Origin of the sequence: Nocardioides aurantiacus, assembly GCF_003752505.1 — a bacterium.
Taxonomy (GTDB): Bacteria; Actinomycetota; Actinomycetes; order Propionibacteriales; family Nocardioidaceae; genus Marmoricola; species Marmoricola aurantiacus.
On record NZ_RKHO01000001.1, the window covers coordinates 3847135 to 3865990 of the forward strand.

Here is an 18856-nt window from a genome sequence, read left to right on the forward strand (position 1 = left end):
AGGCTGGGTCCATGTTCCACATCGGTGTCGACCTGGCCTGGGGACGTCGGCAGCCGACCGGTGTCGCCGTGCTCGACGACGAGGGTCGGCTGGTGCAGCTGGCGGCCGTGCGCACGGACGAGGAGATCCTCGCGCTGCTGGCGCCGTACGTCGACGGACCCTGCACCGTCGCCCTCGACGCCCCGCTCGTGGTCACCAACCCGACCGGCAACCGACCCGCCGAGCGCGCGCTCAACGCCGACTTCGCCCGCTTCGACGCCGGCGCCCACCCGAGCAACACCGGCAAGCGCGAGTTCGCCGACGGCACCCGCGGCGGCGCCCTGGCCGAGCGGCTCGGGCTCGACCTCGACCCCCACGCCCACTCCCCGCGGGCGGCGATCGAGGTCTACCCGCACGCCGCGACGATCTCGCTGTTCCGGCTGGGCCGGACGCTGAAGTACAAGAACAAGCAGGGCCGCGACCTCGAGCAGCTGCGTGGCGAGCTGCTCGTGCTGATGGGGCTGCTCGAGGGGCTGGGCGGGGCGGAGCCGGCGCTGCAGCTCACCGGCCCGGGGACCTACGCCGCCGGGGTCGTCGAGGCCGGGGTCGGCGGGGTCGGCGAGGGCGGGGCCGGCGAGGGCGGGGCCGGCTGGACGGCGCTGCGCCGCCAGGTGCAGCACGCCACGCGCAAGAGCGAGCTGCGCGTCGTGGAGGACCAGGTCGACGCCGTGGTCTGCGCCTACGTCGCCCTCTTCGCCGCGCGCCGGCCCGACGAGATCACCTCCTACGGCGACGCCGCGACCGGGATGATCGTCACCCCGCGGCTGCCCGAGGACCACCAGCCGACGCCGCGTCCGCGTCGCGGACCGCAGGACACCTCGCCGCCCCCGCCCGACCCGGTGGGCGCGGTGCGGGAGTACGCCCTGCGCCACCCCGGCCTGGTGCGTGCCGGCGAGGAGTTCCTGGCGATGGTGACCGGCATCCTCGACGACGCCGGCATCAACTACCTGACCGTCACCGGGCGCACCAAGACGGTGGCGTCCTTCGCGGAGAAGGCGCGCCGCCTCGGCCTCGACGGCGAGCCGCTCTACCCCGACGCGGCCCGCCAGATCGCCGACACCATCGGGCTGCGTGTCATCACCTACGTCCACGGCGACGTCGACACCGTCGCGGACCTGCTCCGCGAGCAGCTGCTGGTGCGCGACGACCGCGACATGGGGCAGGAGACCGCGCAGGAGGGCCGCTTCGGCTACGCCAGCCGCCACCTCCAGGTCGCGCTCGACCCCGAGCGCCCGGTGGCTGCGGGCCTCGAGCCGCTGGTCGGGCTGACGGCCCAGGTCCAGATCCGCACCGTGCTGCAGCACGCCTGGGCCGAGTTCGAGCACGACATCCGCTACAAGGGCTCGATACCCGAGGAGCACGCCCACGACTTCGACCGCCGGTTCACCCTCGCTGCCGGCCTGCTCGAGCTCGCCGACCGGGAGTTCTCCACCATCCGCGACACGCTGCGGGCACCGGAGCGGCGTACGCCCTCCGACACCGGCGTGGAGGAGGCCGCCACCGACCCGCGCGCCGGCATCGAGCCGCGCGACCTCGCCGCGTTCCTGGCCGGGCAGTACGCCGAGGCCGGCTGGTCGCGCACCGACCACTACGCCTGGATCGCCGGCCTCACCCACGAGCTCGGCCTGCTGACCCTGGCCGACCTGGCCCAGACGCTGCGCGAGGTCGACGAGACCGTGATCGCGGAGCGGATGGACTACCGCTACCCGCCCGGCGCCGTGCGCCGCCTCGACGACGCCCTCCTGCTCGCCTTCGGCGACGCCTACGTCGCCCTCCACGGCAACGCCCACCGCCGCGACCTCCTCGACGCCCGGCTCGCCCGGCTGCACGCGCCGCCGGGATAGGGGGGGGCGCAGCAGACCCACCGACGTACGCCGCCCTGCCGTCCCACTGCCCGGCAGCCCGCCCGGCCCAGCCCCGGGGCCAGCCCTCAGTCGGCGACGTCGACGTGCACGTGGTCGCGGTGCTCGAGCACCGCGGCGACCTCCGCCGAGCGGCCCGAGGTGTCCGGGGCGTAGTCGCGCCAGCCCTGGAGCGCCCGCCGGGCGGTCCAGATCCGGCCGTCGAAGATGACCGTCTCGACCGCGAGGCGGTCGGCGTGGGCGACGAGGTAGTGGGCGACGGCCCAGCCGCGCACCTTCTGGGGCCGGGTGACGGGGCGGAAGAAGACGTCGACGGCGCGGCCCTCGTAGTGCGCCGACCCCGGCATGTGGCCCTCGCTCACGCCGCCGGGGGCGAAGCCGCCGACGCGCTGCTCGCCGAAGGCCTCGTCGAGGTCCTCGCGGACCGCGGCGGCCCGGGCGGTGAGGCCGCGACGGTCGAGCTCGTCGGGCTCGGCCGCGGCACCGCCGCCGTGGGTGCAGCTGAGGGCGTGCCACGCCCGACCCTTCAGCGCGCGGGCCACCACGACGGAGTCCTCGTCGTCGAGGTCGAGCTCGCCGGCCACGGCCTCGGCCGTGGTGCGCATCCGCAGGTCGAGGCGCATCGCCCGCGCGGCGACGGTCGCAGCCCGCTGCGCCTGGGCGGTGCTGAGGTCGACCTCGTCGTCGCCGACGGTCGCGGTGCAGTCGGCGAGGCCCGGCAGCATCGACGGGCGGCCCAGCGCCGCGAGCAGCGTCACGACCAGCACGGCGACGGCGAGCAGCGCGGTCGCGACGACCACCAGCCGCCGGACCGGGCTGCGCTGCTGCACCCGTGCCATGACGCCAGTGTCCGGACCGCACCAAGCCAGGAGACCGGGCTCACGCCCGGCGCCCGTCCGAGGGGTCCCCGGGTGGGTACGTTGTCTGTCCAGCACCTCGAGGGAGGGACTTCACATGTTCAACATCATCGGCCTGCTCGTCGTCGGCCTGATCATCGGCGCCATCGCCCGTCTCATCAAGCCCGGCCGTCAGGCGCTCGGCATCGTCGGCACCCTGCTGCTCGGCGTCGCGGGCGCGCTCATCGGCGGCCTCGTGGCCAGCTTCCTGGGCACCGGCGAGATCTTCGAGCTCAACATCATCGGGTTCATCGTCGCCGTCGTCGCCGCCTTCCTGCTGATCGGCGTGGCCGAGGCCACCGTCGGCAAGAACAAGGGCGCCGTACGCCGCTGATCCCAGCGCACCGGCACCACCGGCATCACCACCCGGCCGCCGCGACCGCCCCGACCAGGGCGACCGCGGCGGCCGCGGTGCGTCCGCGGTCGACGAGCAGCAGCCGTCGCACCAGCGCCGCGTCCCAGCCCCGCCCGAGCCGGCCGTGGATCGGCGCCGCCGCCACGGCCGTGAGGCCGAGCGCGACCGCGTTGCCCAGCACCGCCAGGCCGGTGGCCCACGACCGGTCGTCCAGCAGCACGCCGACGCAGGTGACCAGCACCGCGGCGTACACCCCGACGACCAGGGGCACGATCCGGCGTGAGTGGGCGTCGTGCGCCGGTGCCCACCTGGCACGCGGCACCGCGGCCAGCGCGGGGTAGGCCAGCGTCGAGACCGTCACCTGGAAGCCCAGGTGCACCCCGGTTGCCGCCAGCAGGGCGACCTCCCAGCTCACGAGCAGCCCACCGGCACGCTCACCGGCCCGCTCATCGACCCGTTCACCGGCCCGCTCACCGGCCCCAGACCTCGGCCACCCGCGCCGCCTCGGCCGCGGCCTGGCGCAGCCCGGCCCGGGCCGCGTCGGCCCGCTTGGCCGGGTCGAGCACGTTGCGACCGATGTCGGCCCGCGCCGCCTCGTCGGGGCTGACCACGACGCTGCGCTCCGGCGCGACGTGCTCCAGCTGCGCCGCGACCGACGTGGCCCGGCTCAGCGCCCGCGGGATCGGGGCCAGCACCACGACCCGGTCGGCGCCGGCGGCGAGGTCGGCGTTGGCGGTCGAGCGGACCCCGCCGTCGACGTGGAGGCGACCCTGCACCTCGACGGGCGGCCAGACCAGGGGTACGGCGCAGCTCGCCGCGACGGCCCGGGTCAGGTCGGCCCCGGACTCGCGGGTGAAGCGCACCAGCTCGCCGGTGTCGGTGGCGACGGCGGTGACCACGAGGTCGCGGTCGGGCCAGTCGAGGTCGCCGTCGGCGGTGCGCAGCCGGCCGCGGATCACCTCGACGCGCGGCTCGGCCTCCCCCGGGCCCGCCGGCGGGTGCGCCCGGACCGCCATCGCGGCGACCCGACGCCGCTTGGTCCGGCCGCTGCCGGGCAGCAGCATGGCGGGAGCCATCCGCAGCAGCGTCCCGAGCCCCAGGTCGGCGGCCAGCTCCCCGGTGGCGGGACGCAGCTGGCCGGCGTACAGGTCGGCGAGGGTGCGCCCGCTCGTGGCCTGCGTCGTCACCTGGGCGCCCACCACCGAGCCCGCGGACGTGCCCACGACGAGGTCGGCGGTGGTCAGGTCGACGCCCGCCTCGGCCAGGCCGTGGAGCAGGCCGAGCTCCCAGGCGATGCCGGTGACGCCGCCACCGCCGAGCACGAGCGCGGTCCTGGGCATGGGTTCCTCCGGGGGTGGTGGGCGGGTCAGGCGTACGGCGTGAGCAGCTGGTCGACCGGCGCGTCGTCGTCGGTGAGCACCCGGGCGTCGCCGATCCAGGCACTCAGCGCGTCGCCGTCGACGACGTCCCAGGGCAGGTCCTGCTCCTCGAAGCCGGCCTCGATGCCTGCCAGGTCGAGGGGCGAGTCGGACGCGATCGCCAGCAGGTTGCCGCCGCCGCGGCCCGAGAGCGTGTAGGGGTCGGCGGCCAGCGCGACGTGGTCGAACACCCCGCGCAGCGTCCGCAGCTCGGCGCGGGCGAAGGCCAGCGGCTCGTAGTCGATGAGGTTGGCGGCGTACACGCCGGAGGGCCGGAGCACGCGCCGCACCTCCTCGACGGCCTCGGTCGTGGTGAGGTGCCACGGCACGCTGACGCCGCCGAACGCGTCGCCGACGACCAGGTCCCGCGAGTCGGTGCCGACGCGGGTGATCCCGCGGCGCCCGTCCTCGACGCGCACCTCGAGGTCGGGGCCGGTCCGCACCCCCAGCCGCTCGGTGTCCACCCGGACCACGCCCGGGTCGATCTCGGAGACCACGCTGCGGCTGCCGGGGCGGGTGGCGGCGAGGTAGCGCGGGAAGGTGAGGCCGCCCGCGCCGAGGTGGTACGCCGCCAGCGGCTCGCCCGCGTCGTAGGACCCGGCCACGACCCCGGCCAGGCCCTGGGTGTAGCTGAACTCCAGGTGCGTGGGGTCGTCGAGGTCGACGTAGGAGTGCCGCAGCCCGTCGAGCACGAGCAGCCGACCGCCCTCGCGCTCGGGGTCGGCGCTCACCTGGGCGCAGTGGTAGGTCGTCTCGGCGTCGCAGCCCCCGGGCACCAGCACGCCGACCAGGCCGGCGAGCAGCACCACGACCGCGGGCACCACCGGCACACGGCGGCGTACGCCCACCTCGACGACGGCCGCGGTGACCACCAGCACGGCGCCGAGACCGACCATGATCCAGGTGACGGGCACCGTCGAGATCAGCACGAACCCGGTGACGACGGTGCCGAAGATCGCGCCGGCCGTGCCGATGCCCGACAGCCGGCCGACCACGCTGCCGGTCTCGTCCAGCGAGGTCAGCACGAGCTTGGTCACCATCGGCGTCACCGCCGAGAGCAGCGCGCCGGGCACGATGATCGTCAGCCCGGCGACCAGCAGCAGCAGGCCGCCGTCGGCCAGCGACCCTGCCGCCCGCACCGCGAACGGCGTCACCGCCACGGCCGCCCCGGACACGGCGAGCAGCGGCGCGAGGGTGCGCCGCGGCTGCACCACGTCGGCGGACCGGCCGCCGAGCCAGGACCCCAGCGCGATGGCCGCCAGCGCCACCCCGATCACCAGGGTGTTGGTCTCCAGGGTCAGCCCGAGGTACGGCGCCAGCAGCCGCAGCGCCACCAGCTCGACGACGAGGACCGCCGCCGACGACCCGAAGACCAACGACCCTGCCGCCCAGCCGGCCAGCGGGGCGCGGCCGCGGCCGGGCGTGGTCTCGTCGGTCACGCGGCGATCATCGCAGGGCAGGACAACGGAGGACCGCGGCCACCTGGTGACCGGGGTCCTCCGTCGTCGTCGGAGCCTGCGGGCCGCTCAGGCCAGGGGCGCGGTGAGCTCGATGTTGATGTCGTCGGGGTCCTGGAAGGACAGGATCGCCAGGCCGGCGTCGGTGAGGTCGATGACCTCGCCGTGCCGGATGCCTGCCTCGTCGAACGCCGCCGCCGCGGCCACGAGGTCGTCGCGGGAGTCGACGGTGAAGCTGACGTGGTCGAGGCCGGTGGTGGTCGAGTCGAAGGTCGTGGCCCCGACCGGGCGCAGGCCGAAGAGCGTGCCCTGCGGGGTCTGGTAGACGACGCCGCCGTAGAACTGCTCGGGGTCCTCGGTCACGCCGGGCTCGTCGACCGACGCGGAGGAGTCGATCGCCTTCGGCCAGCCGAAGAGCTCGTCGTAGAACGTCTTCGACCGCTCGATGTCGGTGACGGTGAGTCGGACGTGGGCGTAGCCGTTGCTCGAGATGAGTGCCATGCCTGCGTCGTACCCCGATGGTGCAGGGCTCACCTACCCACGGCGACTACAATCGGGAGGCCGACTCCTCGCCGACGGTCTCGGCGTGCCGCTTCTTGGCGGCCTCGAAGAGCTCCATCAGCTTGTCGTCCTCGCGGGCCAGGGCCTTGCCCTTCTCGCCCTGGGCCCGGATCTGCTCGATCTCCTTGACGAGCAGGCCGTAGATCCGCTCGCGCTCGGCCTCGTCCTGGGTGTAGCCGAGGTCCATGTAGTCGCGGGCGTGGCGCTTGGCGTTGCCGGCCGCGGTCTTGGCGCGGCCCTTCTTGGAGGTCAGCGAGGCCACGACGGTGACCACCAGGACGCCGATGATGACGCCGAGCGAGAGACCGGTGCTGATCTCCACGACGTCGACGTGCTCGCCGTTGTTGATGAACGGGACGTTGTTCTCGTGCAGCGCGTGGATGATCAGCTTCACGCCGATGAAGGCCAGGATCGCGGCCAGGCCGTAGGAGAGGTAGATCAGGCGCTCGAGCAGGCCCTCGATGAGGAAGAACAGCTGGCGCAGGCCGAGCAGCGAGAACGCCGTCGCGGTGAAGACGATGAAGGTGTTCTGGGTCAGGCCGAAGATCGCCGGGATCGAGTCGAGCGCGAACAGGATGTCGGTGCCGCCGATGGCGACCATGACGAGCACCATCGGGGTCAGCATCTTCTTGCCGTCCACGACGGTGGTCAGCTTGTCGCCGTCGTACTCCTCGGAGGTGCGGATGAACTTCTTGGCGATCTTGACGATGAAGTTCTGGTCCTCGTGGCTGTCCTCGTCGCTCACCTCGCCCTTGAGCATGTTGCCCGCGGTCATGATGAGGATCAGGCCGAAGAGGTAGAACACCCAGGCGAACTGGTTGATCAGCGTCGCACCCAGGAAGATGAAGCCGGTGCGCGCGATCAGCGCGAACACGATGCCGAACAGCAGCACCTTCTGCTGGTCCTCGCGGGGCACCCGGAAGCTGCCCATGATGATGAGGAAGACGAACAGGTTGTCGACCGAGAGCGCCTTCTCGGTGATGTAGCCGGCGAAGTACTCCCCGCCCATGGTCCCGCCGCCGAAGACGAGCACGCCCAGGCCGAAGAGGATCGCGATCCCGACGTAGAGCGCCGACCAGACCGAGGCCTCCTTGAGCGTCGGCACGTGGGCCTTGCGCACGTGGAAGACGAAGTCGAAGAGCAGCATCCCCACGATGCCGACGACGGTCGCGATCCACACCCAGGTGGGCACGGTCATGGGGTCCTCCTCGCGGACGCCCCACGGCACCCGGTCACCTCGTGCGGGCGCGGCTGAGTGCCCGCCCTGAGGCGCCATCCTGCCAGGCTCGCCCTACCGGGAACGACGTCAGCCGACCCGGCCCGGGCACCTGGTTGACCCGGTCAACGGCATCGGTTGTGGAGGGCAACAGAACCGGGTCGAGCTCGAGTCCTCAGCGCCCCGGGCCGTGCCGCTCCCGGTAGGCCCGGGCCACCACCGAGCGCCGCGCGTCCGTGACGTCGAGCGAGGTCGCCCGGTCGAGCACCGCCGGGTGGGACAGGTCGTGGAGCCGGTCCAGCAGCCCGTCGAGGTCCTGGTGCACGGTCGTGGCCCCGGTGGGCGTCCGCACGGTGAACCCCGCCGGGCCGTACGCCGCGACGCTGCCCCGACGACCGAGCAGGTGCTGCGCCTGCCGGGCGCGGTCGGCGAGGTCGCGCGGCGAGCCGCCGTGGGCCGCGACCTCCCACGGCGCCCGCACCGTCCCGCTCCCGCACGCGCCGCACACCAGCGGACCGCCCGTCCCGCCCGGCCCCGCCCGGCGCCTCAGCCGGCCCGCGGCGTACGACGCACGAAGTCGTCGGCGATCTCGTCGAAGGTGACCCACTCGACCCCGTCGTGGCGGTTGATGTGCGCGATCAGCCGCTCCAGCGCCATCAGCACCTGCGGCCGGCCCGACACGTCGGGGTGGATCGTCATGGTGAAGGCGGCGTAGTCCATCTCGCGGTGGACCCAGTCGAACTGGTCGGCCCACATCTGCTCGATGTCGCGGGGGTTGACGAACCCGTGGCTGTTGGGGCTGGTCTTGATGAACATCATCGGCGGCAGGTCGTCGAGGTACCAGTTGGCGGGGATCTCGACCAGGTCGGTCTCCTCGCCACGCACCAGCGGCTTCATCCAGTCGTGCGCCGACGGGGCGTCGTAGTCGATGGGCGTCCAGGAGTCGCCCACCCGCACGTAGTAGGGCTCGAAGTCGCGGTGCATCAGGGAGTGGTCGTACTTGATGCCGCGCTCGAGCAGGAGCTCGTTGGTGACGGTGCTGAACTCCCACCACGGGGCCACGTAGCCGGTCGGGCGCTTCCCGGACCGGTCCGTGATCAGCTCGATGCAGTGGTCGAGCACCTCGGACTCCTGCTGGCGCGACATCGCGATCGGGTTCTCGTGGGAGTAGCCGTGGACGCCGATCTCGTGCCCGGCGGCCACGCAGGCCTCGAACTGCTCGGGGAAGGTCTCCACCGAGTGGCCCGGCCAGAACCAGGTCTGGCGCAGGTCGTGGCGGCGGAACAGCTCCAGCAGCCGGGGCACCCCGACCTCGCCGGCGAAGACGCCGCGCGAGATGTCGTCGGGCGAGCTCTCCCCGCCGTACGAGCCGAGCCACCCCCCGACGGCGTCGACGTCGGTGCCGAAGGCGACCTTGATCTGCTTGGTCATGCGTGCTCCTCGTGGGTGGACGGGTGGGACGGGTTCGTGCGGGTCTCGAGCCAGCCGCGCACCAGCGCGGTCGGGTCGTCGGGGGCGACCGCGAGGGCCGCCGCGAGCAGGACGCGGGCCTGCCAGGTCGTCTGGTCGCCGGCGAGCACCGCCCCCGCGGCGAGCAGGTCGACCCCGCCACCGCCGCCGTAGACCGCGCGGACCGCGCCGTGGGCGACGCGGCTGGTGAGGAGCACCGGCACGCCGGCCGCGACCGCGCGACGCACCTGCTCGGTGTCGCCGGGCGCGGTGTTGCCGATGCCCAGGCCCTGCAGCACGATCCCGCGGGTGCCCCGGTCGAGCAGCGCGGCCAGGGCGGCGCCGTCGCTGCCGGGGACGGTGGCGACGACGTCGACGGGGGCGAGCCCGCTCCGGCGTACGGCCTCGGCGGCAGCGGGCAGGCTCCCCCGCGTCCCCGGGACGGCCGCCACCGTCAGGCCGACGCCGTCGAGGCGCAGCCGCGGACCTGCCGGTGCCTCGAACGCGTGCAGGTCGCTGGTGTGCACCTTGCGCACCCCGACCGCGGGCCAGGCGGCACCGTCGAAGACGAGCAGCGCGCCGTGGCCTCGGGCCTCCTCGGACGCGGCCACCCGCACGGCGTCGCCCAGGTTGCGAGGACCGTCGGGGTCGGGGTCGTCGAAGGGCCGCTGGGCGCCGGTGACCACCACCGGCTGGTCGCCGGTGTGCAGCAGGTCGAGCAGGAGGACGGTCTCCTCCATCGAGTCGGTGCCGTGGGTGACCACCACCCCGTCCGCGCCGCGACCGAGCTCGTCGAGGACCAGCAGCGCCACCTCGGCGACCTGGTCGAGCGAGAGCGCGAAGCTGGGGCTGGTGCCGTGGTCCAGCGCCGCGACCGTGACCTCCGACGACAGCCCGGCGAGGTCGGCCCCCGCCAGCAGCTCGGCGGCCGGCACGCGCGCCACCACGGCTCCCTCGACCGACCGGCTGGCGATGGTGCCGCCGGTGCCGACGAGCACGATCCTGCGCGAGGTGGTCATGGCGTCGTCGTACCCACTGGGGCTGTGAGGCGTCAGTGGGCCATGTCGACGAACCGCGAGTAGTGGCCCTGGAAGGACACCACGACGTCGCGGGTGGGGCCGTTGCGGTGCTTGGCCACGATGATGTCCGCCTCGCCGGCGCGGGTGGACTCCTTCTCGTAGGCGTCCTCGCGGTGCAGCAGCATCACGATGTCGGCGTCCTGCTCGATCGAGCCGGACTCGCGCAGGTCGGACATCATCGGACGCTTGTCGGCGCGCTGCTCGGGACCACGGTTGAGCTGCGAGAGCGCGATGACGGGCACGTCGAGCTCCTTGGCCAGCAGCTTGATCTGCCGGGAGAACTCCGAGACCTCGACCTGACGGGACTCGACCTTCTTGCCCGAGCTCATCAGCTGGAGGTAGTCGATGACGATCAGCTTGAGGTCGTGGCGCTGCTTGAGCCGCCGGGCCTTGGCACGGATCTCCATCATCGTCATGTTGGGGCTGTCGTCGATGAACATCGGCGCCCCGGAGACCTGACCCATCTTGGGCACCAGCTTGGCCCAGTCGTCCTCGCTCATCGGGCCCTTGCGGATGTGGTTGAGCGGGATCTTGGCCTCGGCGGAGAGCAGCCGCATGGTGATCTCGCTCTTGGACATCTCCAGGCTGAAGAAGCAGCTGGTCAGGTTGTTGTGGATCGAGGCGGCCCGGCAGAAGTCGAGGGCGAGCGTCGACTTGCCCATGGCGGGACGCGCGGCGACGATCACCATCTGGCCGCCGGAGAAGCCGTTGCACAGCTCGTCGAGGTCGGCGAAGCCGGTGGGCACGCCGCTGGTGGTCCCGTCGTTGGCCGAGATGGCCTCGATCTCGTCGAGGGTCGACTCCATGATCGCCGAGAGCGGGGCGTAGTCCTCCTGGGCCCGCTTCTCGCCGATGGCGTAGATCTCCTGCTGGGCGACGTCGACGACCGAGTCGATCTCGCCCTCGCCGGCGTAGCCCATCTGGGCGATGCGGGTGCCGGCGTCGACGAGCTTGCGCAGGATCGCCTTCTCACGCACGATCGAGGCGTAGTAGCCGGCGTTGGCCGCGATCGGGACGCTCGACTCCAGGGTGAACAGGTAGGTCGCGCCGCCGACCCGCTCGAGCTGGCCGCGCCGCTCCAGCTCGGCCTTGACCGTCACCGGGTCGGCCGGCTCGCCGCGGCCGTAGAGGTCCACGACGACGTCGTAGATCATCTCGTGGGCCGGCTTGTAGAAGTCGGCGCCGCCGATCTCCTCGTTGACGTCGCCGATCGCGTCCTTGGACATCAGCATCGAGCCGAGGACGCTCTGCTCGGCGTGCAGGTCCTGGGGGGGCATCCGGCCCGACCAGTGCTCCTGGTTGCCGCCCTGGCCGCCGTCGCGGCCGGAGGGGTGGCCGCCGCCGAAGGAGTCGGTCGGGAAGGGCGCGAAGGTGTCGGAGCCCCAGCCGCCCATGGCGGTGCCCAACGTCGTGGGCCCCCCGTCGAAGCCGCTCTCGGTGGTGCTCATCCGCGCTCCCTCCTGATCGCCTCGCCGGTGCCGTGCCGGTGGGTCGCCCGCGTCGCCGCCTGCTGGACCCGGACCGCCGAGCGAGACGTTAGGCGGCCCCACCGACAGCTTCCGACGGGCCGCCCGCGGTGCTGCTGCGGGCGGTGGCGGTGAGGTGCTGGGGGACGCCGAGTGGTGGACAGTACGACGCTCGCGGAGCCGCCACCAAGCCCGTTGTCCACAGGCACCTGTGGACAACCCTGTGCATGGTGTGGAACTCGCCGCCGGATCTGGGGACAGCCTGGGGGTCCACCTGTGGACGACGAAAAAGTTTGAACGGTCATATGCGGTCTGACCTGCAGTTTCGTGGAACGACAGGCTGTGGACGGAAGAAGATCGGAGGTGGGCCATTCACGTGGACGTCATCTCGGCGACGCACGCGCCGTGGCCGCCACCCCGCTCTGACCTGCGCTGAACCCACAGATCGGGTGAGTTATGCACAGGCAGAACGCCTGTTTCGGACAGTCCCACCTCCCTCGGGGTGGCGTGTCGCGCGCCGGTCGTGTTAGTAGCCTCACCCCGGTGACACGGGTGGGCAGGGAGCACGACCGCGAGATCCTGCGGCTGGCCGTCCCCGCGTTCCTCGCCCTCGTCGCGGAGCCGATGTTCCTGCTCGCCGACAGCGCCATCGTGGGCCACCTCGGGACCCCCGAGCTCGCCGCCCTGGGGATCGCCTCGGCCGTGATGGGCACGCTGGTCAGCCTGTGCATCTTCCTGGCCTACGGCACCACCGCCTCGGTCGCCCGCCAGGTCGGCGCGGGCCGCACCCGCGCGGCGCTCACCCAGGGCGTCGACGGGCTGTGGCTGGCCACCGGCCTCGGGCTGCTCGCCAGCCTCGTCACGGTGCCGCTCACCCGACCGCTGGTGCGGCTCTTCGGTCCCGGGCCGCTGGTGGAGGACCAGGCCGTGGTCTACCTCCGGATCGCGCTCCTGGGCGCCGTGCCGCTGCTGCTGATGCTGGCGGCCACCGGCGTGCTGCGCGGCCTCCAGGACACCCGTACGCCGCTCCTGGTGGCCGTCGCGGCCAACGGGGCCAACGTCGTGCTCAACCTGGTGCTGGTCTACGGCGTCGGTGCCTGGGAGGGACTCGGGCTGGCGGGCTCGGCCTGGGGCACGCTGCTGGCCCAGCTCGGGGCCGCGACCGCCCTGGTCTGGGTCGTGGTGCGGGGCGCCCGGCGCACGCGGGCCACGCTGCGGCCCGACCTCGCCGGCATCCGAGCGGCCGGCCGGGCCGGCGTACCACTCATCCTGCGGACCCTGATGCTGCGCGCCTCCCTGCTGGTGATGACGTACGCCGCCGCGCGCCTGGGCGACGCCGACCTCGCCACCATGCAGCTCGCGCTGACGATCTGGACCTTCCTGGCCTTCACCCTCGACGCCGTCGCGATCGCGGCCCAGGCCATCACCGGCCGCTACCTGGGCGCGAGCGACGCGGCCGGTGCCCGGGCCGTCACCCGGCGGATGGAGCGCTGGGGCTGGGCGAGCGGCGTGGTGACCGGGGCCGCGCTGGCCGCGCTGTCGCCGTTCCTGGGCGGGCTGTTCACCAGCGACCCGGACGTCCTGGAGCTGCTCGTCCCGGTGCTGCTGGTCGCCGCCCTCGCGCAGCCGCTCGCCGGGATCGTCTTCGTCCTCGACGGCGTGCTGATCGGGGCCGGCGACGCGGTCTACCTGGCGTGGGCCCAGCTCGTCACCCTGGCGCTGTTCGCCCCGGTCGCGCTCGCGGTCGGCGACCGTGGGCTGACGTGGCTCTGGGTCGCCTTCGGGGTGCTGTTCATGGGCGGCCGCGCCGTCACGCTGCTGGTCCGCGCCCGCGGCGACGCCTGGCTGCGCCTCGGCGCCTGACCCACCCCCCGGCCGCGACGCTCAGCGCACCACCAGGGCGCCGTCGACGAACACCACCTCGCGCTTGTCGGCCGCCATGGCCTCCACGACGGCGGTGACGACGTCGGCCGAGGGGAACGGCGCCGGCAGGCGCGGCGGCTCCCCGGCGAGCGCCCGGCCGTCGAGGCCGGTGTCGAGGTGCGGCGGGCGCACGTCGACCACGGTGAGCCGGCGTCGCTCCTCGCGTCGGAGCACCTCCAGCCAGGTCGCCAGCGCGCTCTTGGCCGCGGAGTACTCCGCCATCCGGGCCGTCGGCAGGTCGGCCAGGATCGCCGAGAGGACCACGACCGTGCCGCGCTCGCCCATCGCCGCCGAGGCGGCCCGCACCAGCGCCATCGGGCCGAGCACGTCGACCGCGAACAGCTCCTCGACCACCGCGTCGTCGGCGTCGACCGCGGGACCGAACCCCGCGACGCCCACGCAGACCACCAGCGCGTCGAGGCCGCCGAGCTGCTCGGCCGCCGCGGTGACCGTGGCGCGGCAGGAGTCGGTGTCGACGGCGTCGAAGAGCAGCGGCTCGGTCCCGACCCGCGAGGCGACCGCCGCGGTCCGGTCGGCGTCGCGACCCGCCGCGACCACCCGGGCGCCCCGCTCGTGCAGCAGGTCGGCCAGCTGGCCTCCCAGTGCCCCCGACGCGCCCGCCACCAGCACCCGTGCGTCCTGCAGGTCCACCAGAGCCACCTCCCCGGGCCGACACCGGCGGCCTGCCCGCTCCCATGGTGGCGGGCACCCGGTGAGGCACCCGGTGAGGCACCCGGCGGGCACCCGGTGAGGCACGGGGTGGGCGACGGGGTGGGCGACGGGTGAGACGCTGTCGCCCATGACGCCGCCGCCGCCGTTGCAGCGGGTCGCGGTGGGTCTGCTGGTGGTCTTCGCCAGCGCCACCTGGCCGCCGGACCCCTCACCCTCGTGGGCCCGCTACGACCTCCTGGCCGACCCCGTCGGCTGGGCGCTGGTGCTCTGGGGCGCCGTGCCCCTGGCCCGGGTGCAGGCAGGGTTCGCGACCGCCCGCACCACGGCGGTGCTCGCCGCCCTGGTGAGCGTGCCGCTGTGGCTGCCGCAGCTGCGGCACCTGCTCGACGCGTCGGGCGAGTGGGCGGCCTCGCTGCCGCAGCTCGCGTTCTGCCTGCTGCTCGCGCGGGAGGTACGCCGCGCGGCCGACGAGCACGGGGAGACCCGGGTCGCGCGCCGCTTCGGGCTGCTGGTCGCCGGCCTCGCCGTCGTGGCGCTGCTGCCCGTGGTGGTCCTGGGCGGCGGCGTGGCGGGCCTGGCCCCGGTCACCGCCCTGCTGGCGCTGCTGGTCGACGTCGCGCTCGTCTGGTCCCTGTTCGCGGTCCACCGCCGGCCGTGGCTCGGCGGACAGGACCGGGCGGGGGCGCCAGACGGGCCGGACGGGGCCGGACGCACGACGGCCGCCCGCCCTCGCGAGGAGGGGGACGGCCGTCGGGCCGGCTGAGCGCCTGGATCAGGCGATCTCGGGCCGGGTCATGCCGGGTCTGGCTGGGTCACGCGGGGACGACGTTGAGGTTGACCTGCGCCTCGACGTCGTCGTGCACCTTCACCGTGACGGTGTGGGCGCCGAGCGACTTGATCGGGTTGGTGACCACGATCGTGCGCTTGTCGACCTCGCCGCCGGCCTCGGTGATCGCCGAGGCGATGTCGGCGGCGGTGACGGCACCGAAGAGCCGACCGCCGTCGCCGGCCCGGACGGCCACGTTGAAGGTCGAGCCCTCGAGCGTGGCCTTGACCTGCTTGGCGTGGTCGACGTCGCGGACCGAGCGGGCCTCGCGCGCCTTCTTGATCGACTCGATGGTCTTCTCGCCGCCACGGGTCCAGCGGATGCCGAAGCCACGGGGGATGAGGTAGTTGCGGCCGTAGCCGTCCTTGACCTCGACCACGTCGCCTGCAGCACCGAGACCGGTGACCTCCTGGGTCAGGATGAGCTTCATCTCCGGGTCTCCTTCCTCAGCGCGCGGTGGACGTGTAGGGCAGCAGAGCGACCTCGCGGGCGTTCTTGACGGCCGTGGCGACGTCGCGCTGGTGCTGCACGCAGTTGCCGGTGACCCGACGCGCGCGGATCTTGCCGCGGTCGGAGATGAACTTGCGAAGCAGGGTGGTGTCCTTGTAGTCGACGTAGGACACCTTCTCCTTGCAGAACTGGCAAACCTTCTTCTTGGGCTTGCGCATCACTGCCTTGGCCATTGTGGAGCTCTCCTCTCAAGAGCCCGGTCCAGCGTGGTGACTGCGACCGGAATGGGGGTGATGGACGGGGTGGATCGGTGGATCGGGTGGTGCGGGTGGATCAGAAGGGGGGCTCGTCGCCGGACGAGGCCCAGGGGTCGTTCTGCGGCTGGCCCCCACCGGAGCCACCCTGCTGACCGCCCCAGGAGCCGCCGCCCTGGCCGCCGGAGCCGCCGGAGCCGCCCCGCGGCTGACCGCCGCCGTAGCCGCCCTGACCGCCCTGGCCGCCGGACTGGCCGCCGGCCGGAGCCGCCTGGCCGCCCTGACCGGGGTTGGACGCCCACGGGTCGTCGCCGCCCTGGCCGCCCTGGCCGCCCCCGCCGTAGCCACCGCCGCCACCGCTGCGCTGGACGCGCGCGATCTTGGCCGTGGCGTACTTCAGGCTGGGGCCGACCTCCTCGACCTCGAGCTCGACGACCGTGCGCTTCTGGCCCTCACGGTCCTCGTAGGACCGCTGCTTGAGCCGGCCCTGGATGACGACGCGCATCCCCTTGGTCAGGGACTCCGCGACGTTCTCCGCCGCCTGCCGCCAGACCGAGCAGGAGAGGAACAGCGCGTCGCCGTCCTTCCACTCGTTGGTCTGCCGGTCGAAGGTGCGCGGCGTCGAGGCGATCCGGAAGTTGGCGACCGCGGCACCCGAGGGGGTGAATCGCAGCTCGGGGTCGTCGACGAGGTTGCCGACGACGGTGATGACTGTCTCGCCTGCCATGTGGTCTCCCAGGGTGTCCGGATCAGGTGGGTGGTGCGGGTGGTGCTGGGTCAGCGCGCGTCGGGACGCAGGACCTTGGTGCGCAGCACCGACTCGTTCAGCGTGAGCTGGCGGTCGAGCTCCTTGACGGTCGCAGGCTCGGCCTGCAGCGACACCACGGCGTAGATGCCTTCGGCGTTCTTGTCGATCTCGTAGGCGAGACGACGACGTCCCCAGACGTCGACGTTGTCCACGGATCCACCGTCGTTGCGGACGACGTTGAGGTACGTGTCGAGCGACGGGGCGACGGTGCGCTCCTCGAGGTTGGGATCGAGGATGACCATGAGTTCGTAGGTACGCATAGCGTTCTCCACCTCCTTCGGACTAAGGGCGGCCACGGCATTTCCGTGACAGGAGGGCTGTGCGATGTCGGCACTCCCATCGGGGGAGGACGACGCGCAAGGTTAACGCGGGTCCGCGTCCTGGCGGAAATCGTCGTCCACAGGCCGTCGGCCGCTGTCCCCGGCCGCTCGTAGGCTGCGCAGCATGAGCACCAGCCAGATCGCCATCGGCGCCCACGTCGACCAGACCGACCCGGTCGCGGAGGCCGCGGCCCGCGGGACGACGGTCGTGCAGTTCTTCCTCGGTGACCCGCAGTCCTACAAGGGCCCCGAGCTGCGCTACGCCGGAGGCGCCGCGGCCCTCCGCGCCGCCGCCGAGGACGCCGGGGTGGACCTCTACGTCCACGCGCCCTACGTCGTCAACGTGGCCACGACCAACAACCGGATCCGGATCCCCAGCCGCAAGCTGCTCCAGCAGCACCTCAGCGCCGCGGCCGAGATCGGGGCCAAGGGGCTGATCGTCCACGGCGGCCACGTGAACAAGACCGACGACCCGGCCACCGGCTTCGACAACTGGCGCAAGGCGATCGAGGCCACCGACCTGCAGATCCCGCTGCTGATCGAGAACACCGCGGGCGGGGAGAACGCCATGGCCCGTCACCTCGACCGCATCGCGGGCGTCTGGGACGCGGTGAGCCGGGCCGAGGGAGCCGAGCAGGTCGGCTTCTGCCTCGACACCTGCCACGCCTGGGCCGGCGGCGTCGAGCTGGGCACCGCGGTGGAGAAGGTGCTCGCCATCACGGGGCGGCTCGACCTGGTCCACGCCAACGACAGCCGGGACGGCTTCGACTCGGGTGCCGACCGGCACGCCGGCTTCGGCGCCGGGCAGCTGCCCCCCGACGAGCTCGCCGACGTCGTGCGGCAGGCCGGGGCACCGGTCGTGTGCGAGACCCCGGGCGGCGCGGAGGAGCACCGCGCCGACATCGCGTGGCTGCGCGAGCACGGGGTGTGAACCGGCCACCCTCGCCCCGCCCGTCCCGCCGGGCCGTCCTGGGCGGCCTGGGCGGCCTGGCCCTGGGGGGCCTCGTCTCGGCGTGCGGCGGCACCGCGCGCACGGCCGAGCCCTCGCCCGCCCCCACCGACGTCGAGCGGCTGACCTACGGCGACGACGACTCCCAGGTCGTCGACGTGCGTCGCCCCGACGGAGGCCAGGTCCTGGGCACGGTCGTGCTGCTCCACGGTGGCTACTGGCTCCCGCAGTACGGCCTGGACCAGCTCGACCCGCTCGCCAAGCGGCTGACCTCGCTCGGCTGGGTCACCGCCAACGTGGAGTACCGCCGCACCGGCGCCGGCGGCGGCGTCCCCGCCACCCTCGAGGACGTCGCGGCCGCCCTCGACCTCGTCACCACCGAGCGGCTCCCCGGCCCCGTGGTCACGCTCGGCCACTCCGCCGGCGGCCACCTGGCCGTCTGGGCCGCCTCGCGGTCGGCCCGCACCCCCGGCGGCGCCCCGCGGGGCCGGCTCGCCGGGGCGGTGTCGCTGTCCGGCGTGCTCGACCTCGACCTGGCCTCGGGCCGCTCGGGCTCCTCGGGCCCGGTGCGGGCCTTCACCGGCGGCACGCCCCGCTCCGCGGCGCGGGCGTACGCCGCGGCGGACCCGACCGCGCTGGTCCCCGCCCCGTGCCCGGTGTGGGCGGTGCAGGCCGAGGACGACCAGGTGGTCCCGCGCGAGCAGGCCACGTCCTACGTCGCGGCGGCACGCGAGGCCGGCGGCACGGCCGAGCTGGTGCTCGTGCCGGGCGACCACTTCACGGTCATCGACCCCGACGCCCGCTCGACGGCCACCGTCGAGCGGCTGCTCCGGCGGGCCGCGGGCTGACCCGGAGC

General features: G+C 73.6%; 21 protein-coding genes. 6 read left to right on the forward strand and 15 right to left on the reverse strand.

Features of this window, described 5'->3' with window-relative positions; translation table 11 throughout:
* Window positions 1-11: 11 nt before the first annotated feature.
* Window positions 12-1883, forward strand: a complete 1872-nt coding sequence (locus EDD33_RS18635) for a DUF429 domain-containing protein (protein ID WP_123392567.1) — start codon at window positions 12-14, stop codon at window positions 1881-1883.
* Window positions 1884-1969: 86 nt separating this feature from the next.
* Here EDD33_RS18635 and EDD33_RS18640 read toward each other — a convergent pair whose 3' ends face one another.
* A complete protein-coding gene (locus tag EDD33_RS18640) occupies window positions 1970-2740 on the reverse strand; it encodes a VldE C-terminal domain-containing protein (RefSeq protein WP_123392569.1) in 771 nt (256 codons plus the stop codon).
* Window positions 2741-2855: 115 nt separating this feature from the next.
* Between EDD33_RS18640 and EDD33_RS18645 the strand changes: the two genes are divergently transcribed.
* Window positions 2856-3131: a GlsB/YeaQ/YmgE family stress response membrane protein gene (locus tag EDD33_RS18645; RefSeq protein WP_246003604.1), complete on the forward strand. Its 276-nt coding sequence runs from the start codon at window positions 2856-2858 to the stop codon at window positions 3129-3131.
* Window positions 3132-3156: 25 nt separating this feature from the next.
* On the opposite strand, the gene EDD33_RS18650 is transcribed toward EDD33_RS18645, so the two are convergent.
* The 9 genes from EDD33_RS18650 to dnaB form a co-directional block, all read right to left on the reverse strand.
* Window positions 3157-3567 carry a hypothetical protein gene (locus EDD33_RS18650; protein WP_123392571.1) on the reverse strand — a complete coding sequence of 137 codons (411 nt, stop codon included), beginning with the start codon at window positions 3565-3567 and terminating at the stop codon, window positions 3157-3159.
* A gap of 55 nt (window positions 3568-3622) precedes the next feature.
* A complete protein-coding gene (locus tag EDD33_RS18655; RefSeq protein ID WP_123392573.1) occupies window positions 3623-4492 on the reverse strand; it encodes a patatin-like phospholipase family protein in 870 nt (289 codons plus the stop codon).
* Between the two features lie 26 nt (window positions 4493-4518).
* Window positions 4519-6009 (reverse strand): fused MFS/spermidine synthase, encoded by a 1491-nt coding sequence (locus EDD33_RS18660; protein WP_170169880.1) that lies wholly within the window; start codon window positions 6007-6009, stop codon window positions 4519-4521.
* An 87-nt stretch (window positions 6010-6096) separates the two neighbouring features.
* Entirely contained in the window at window positions 6097-6528 is a 432-nt protein-coding gene (locus tag EDD33_RS18665) for a VOC family protein (protein ID WP_123392575.1), read from the reverse strand.
* Between the two features lie 46 nt (window positions 6529-6574).
* Entirely contained in the window at window positions 6575-7786 is a 1212-nt protein-coding gene (locus EDD33_RS18670) for a TerC family protein (protein ID WP_123393694.1), read from the reverse strand.
* A gap of 193 nt (window positions 7787-7979) precedes the next feature.
* Complete coding sequence (locus EDD33_RS18675) at window positions 7980-8285, reverse strand: hypothetical protein (RefSeq protein ID WP_123392577.1); 306 nt, start codon at window positions 8283-8285, stop codon at window positions 7980-7982.
* 65 nt (window positions 8286-8350) lie between these two features.
* A complete protein-coding gene (locus EDD33_RS18680; RefSeq protein ID WP_123392579.1) occupies window positions 8351-9235 on the reverse strand; it encodes a polysaccharide deacetylase family protein in 885 nt (294 codons plus the stop codon).
* Window positions 9232-10272 carry an asparaginase gene (locus EDD33_RS18685; RefSeq protein ID WP_123392581.1) on the reverse strand — a complete coding sequence of 347 codons (1041 nt, stop codon included), beginning with the start codon at window positions 10270-10272 and terminating at the stop codon, window positions 9232-9234. The genes EDD33_RS18680 and EDD33_RS18685 overlap by 4 nt, the downstream gene beginning before the upstream one ends.
* 32 nt (window positions 10273-10304) lie before the next feature.
* On the reverse strand, window positions 10305-11609 hold the full coding sequence (gene dnaB / locus EDD33_RS18690; protein WP_246003696.1) for a replicative DNA helicase: 1305 nt from the start codon (window positions 11607-11609) through the stop codon (window positions 10305-10307).
* Between the two features lie 732 nt (window positions 11610-12341).
* On the opposite strand from dnaB, the gene EDD33_RS18695 reads away from it, so the two are divergent.
* Window positions 12342-13661 carry an MATE family efflux transporter gene (locus EDD33_RS18695; protein WP_246003605.1) on the forward strand — a complete coding sequence of 440 codons (1320 nt, stop codon included), beginning with the start codon at window positions 12342-12344 and terminating at the stop codon, window positions 13659-13661.
* A gap of 21 nt (window positions 13662-13682) precedes the next feature.
* On the opposite strand, the gene EDD33_RS18700 is transcribed toward EDD33_RS18695, so the two are convergent.
* Entirely contained in the window at window positions 13683-14372 is a 690-nt protein-coding gene (locus EDD33_RS18700; RefSeq protein WP_123392586.1) for an SDR family NAD(P)-dependent oxidoreductase, read from the reverse strand.
* Window positions 14373-14520: 148 nt separating this feature from the next.
* On the opposite strand from EDD33_RS18700, the gene EDD33_RS18705 reads away from it, so the two are divergent.
* Window positions 14521-15156 (forward strand): hypothetical protein, encoded by a 636-nt coding sequence (locus tag EDD33_RS18705; protein ID WP_148077143.1) that lies wholly within the window; start codon window positions 14521-14523, stop codon window positions 15154-15156.
* A gap of 49 nt (window positions 15157-15205) precedes the next feature.
* Here EDD33_RS18705 and rplI read toward each other — a convergent pair whose 3' ends face one another.
* The 4 genes from rplI to rpsF all read right to left on the reverse strand — a co-directional run bounded on the left by rplI (window position 15206) and on the right by rpsF (window position 16991).
* Complete coding sequence (rplI, locus tag EDD33_RS18710; RefSeq protein ID WP_123392589.1) at window positions 15206-15649, reverse strand: 50S ribosomal protein L9; 444 nt, start codon at window positions 15647-15649, stop codon at window positions 15206-15208.
* 16 nt (window positions 15650-15665) lie between these two features.
* Entirely contained in the window at window positions 15666-15902 is a 237-nt protein-coding gene (gene rpsR, locus EDD33_RS18715) for a 30S ribosomal protein S18 (RefSeq protein ID WP_056540105.1), read from the reverse strand.
* Between the two features lie 100 nt (window positions 15903-16002).
* The gene (locus tag EDD33_RS18720; RefSeq protein ID WP_123392591.1) at window positions 16003-16650 is read right to left on the reverse strand and encodes a single-stranded DNA-binding protein; all 648 of its coding nucleotides are present in this window, start codon (window positions 16648-16650) and stop codon (window positions 16003-16005) included.
* Between the two features lie 50 nt (window positions 16651-16700).
* A complete protein-coding gene (gene rpsF, locus EDD33_RS18725) occupies window positions 16701-16991 on the reverse strand; it encodes a 30S ribosomal protein S6 (RefSeq protein WP_056540095.1) in 291 nt (96 codons plus the stop codon).
* 184 nt (window positions 16992-17175) lie between these two features.
* On the opposite strand from rpsF, the gene EDD33_RS18730 reads away from it, so the two are divergent.
* Together EDD33_RS18730 and EDD33_RS18735 are read left to right on the forward strand one after the other, a co-directional pair.
* A complete protein-coding gene (locus EDD33_RS18730) occupies window positions 17176-17982 on the forward strand; it encodes a deoxyribonuclease IV (protein ID WP_123392593.1) in 807 nt (268 codons plus the stop codon).
* On the forward strand, window positions 17979-18848 hold the full coding sequence (locus EDD33_RS18735) for an alpha/beta hydrolase (RefSeq protein WP_123392595.1): 870 nt from the start codon (window positions 17979-17981) through the stop codon (window positions 18846-18848). Before EDD33_RS18730 ends, EDD33_RS18735 begins: the two co-directional genes overlap by 4 nt.
* Window positions 18849-18856: the final 8 nt, after the last annotated feature.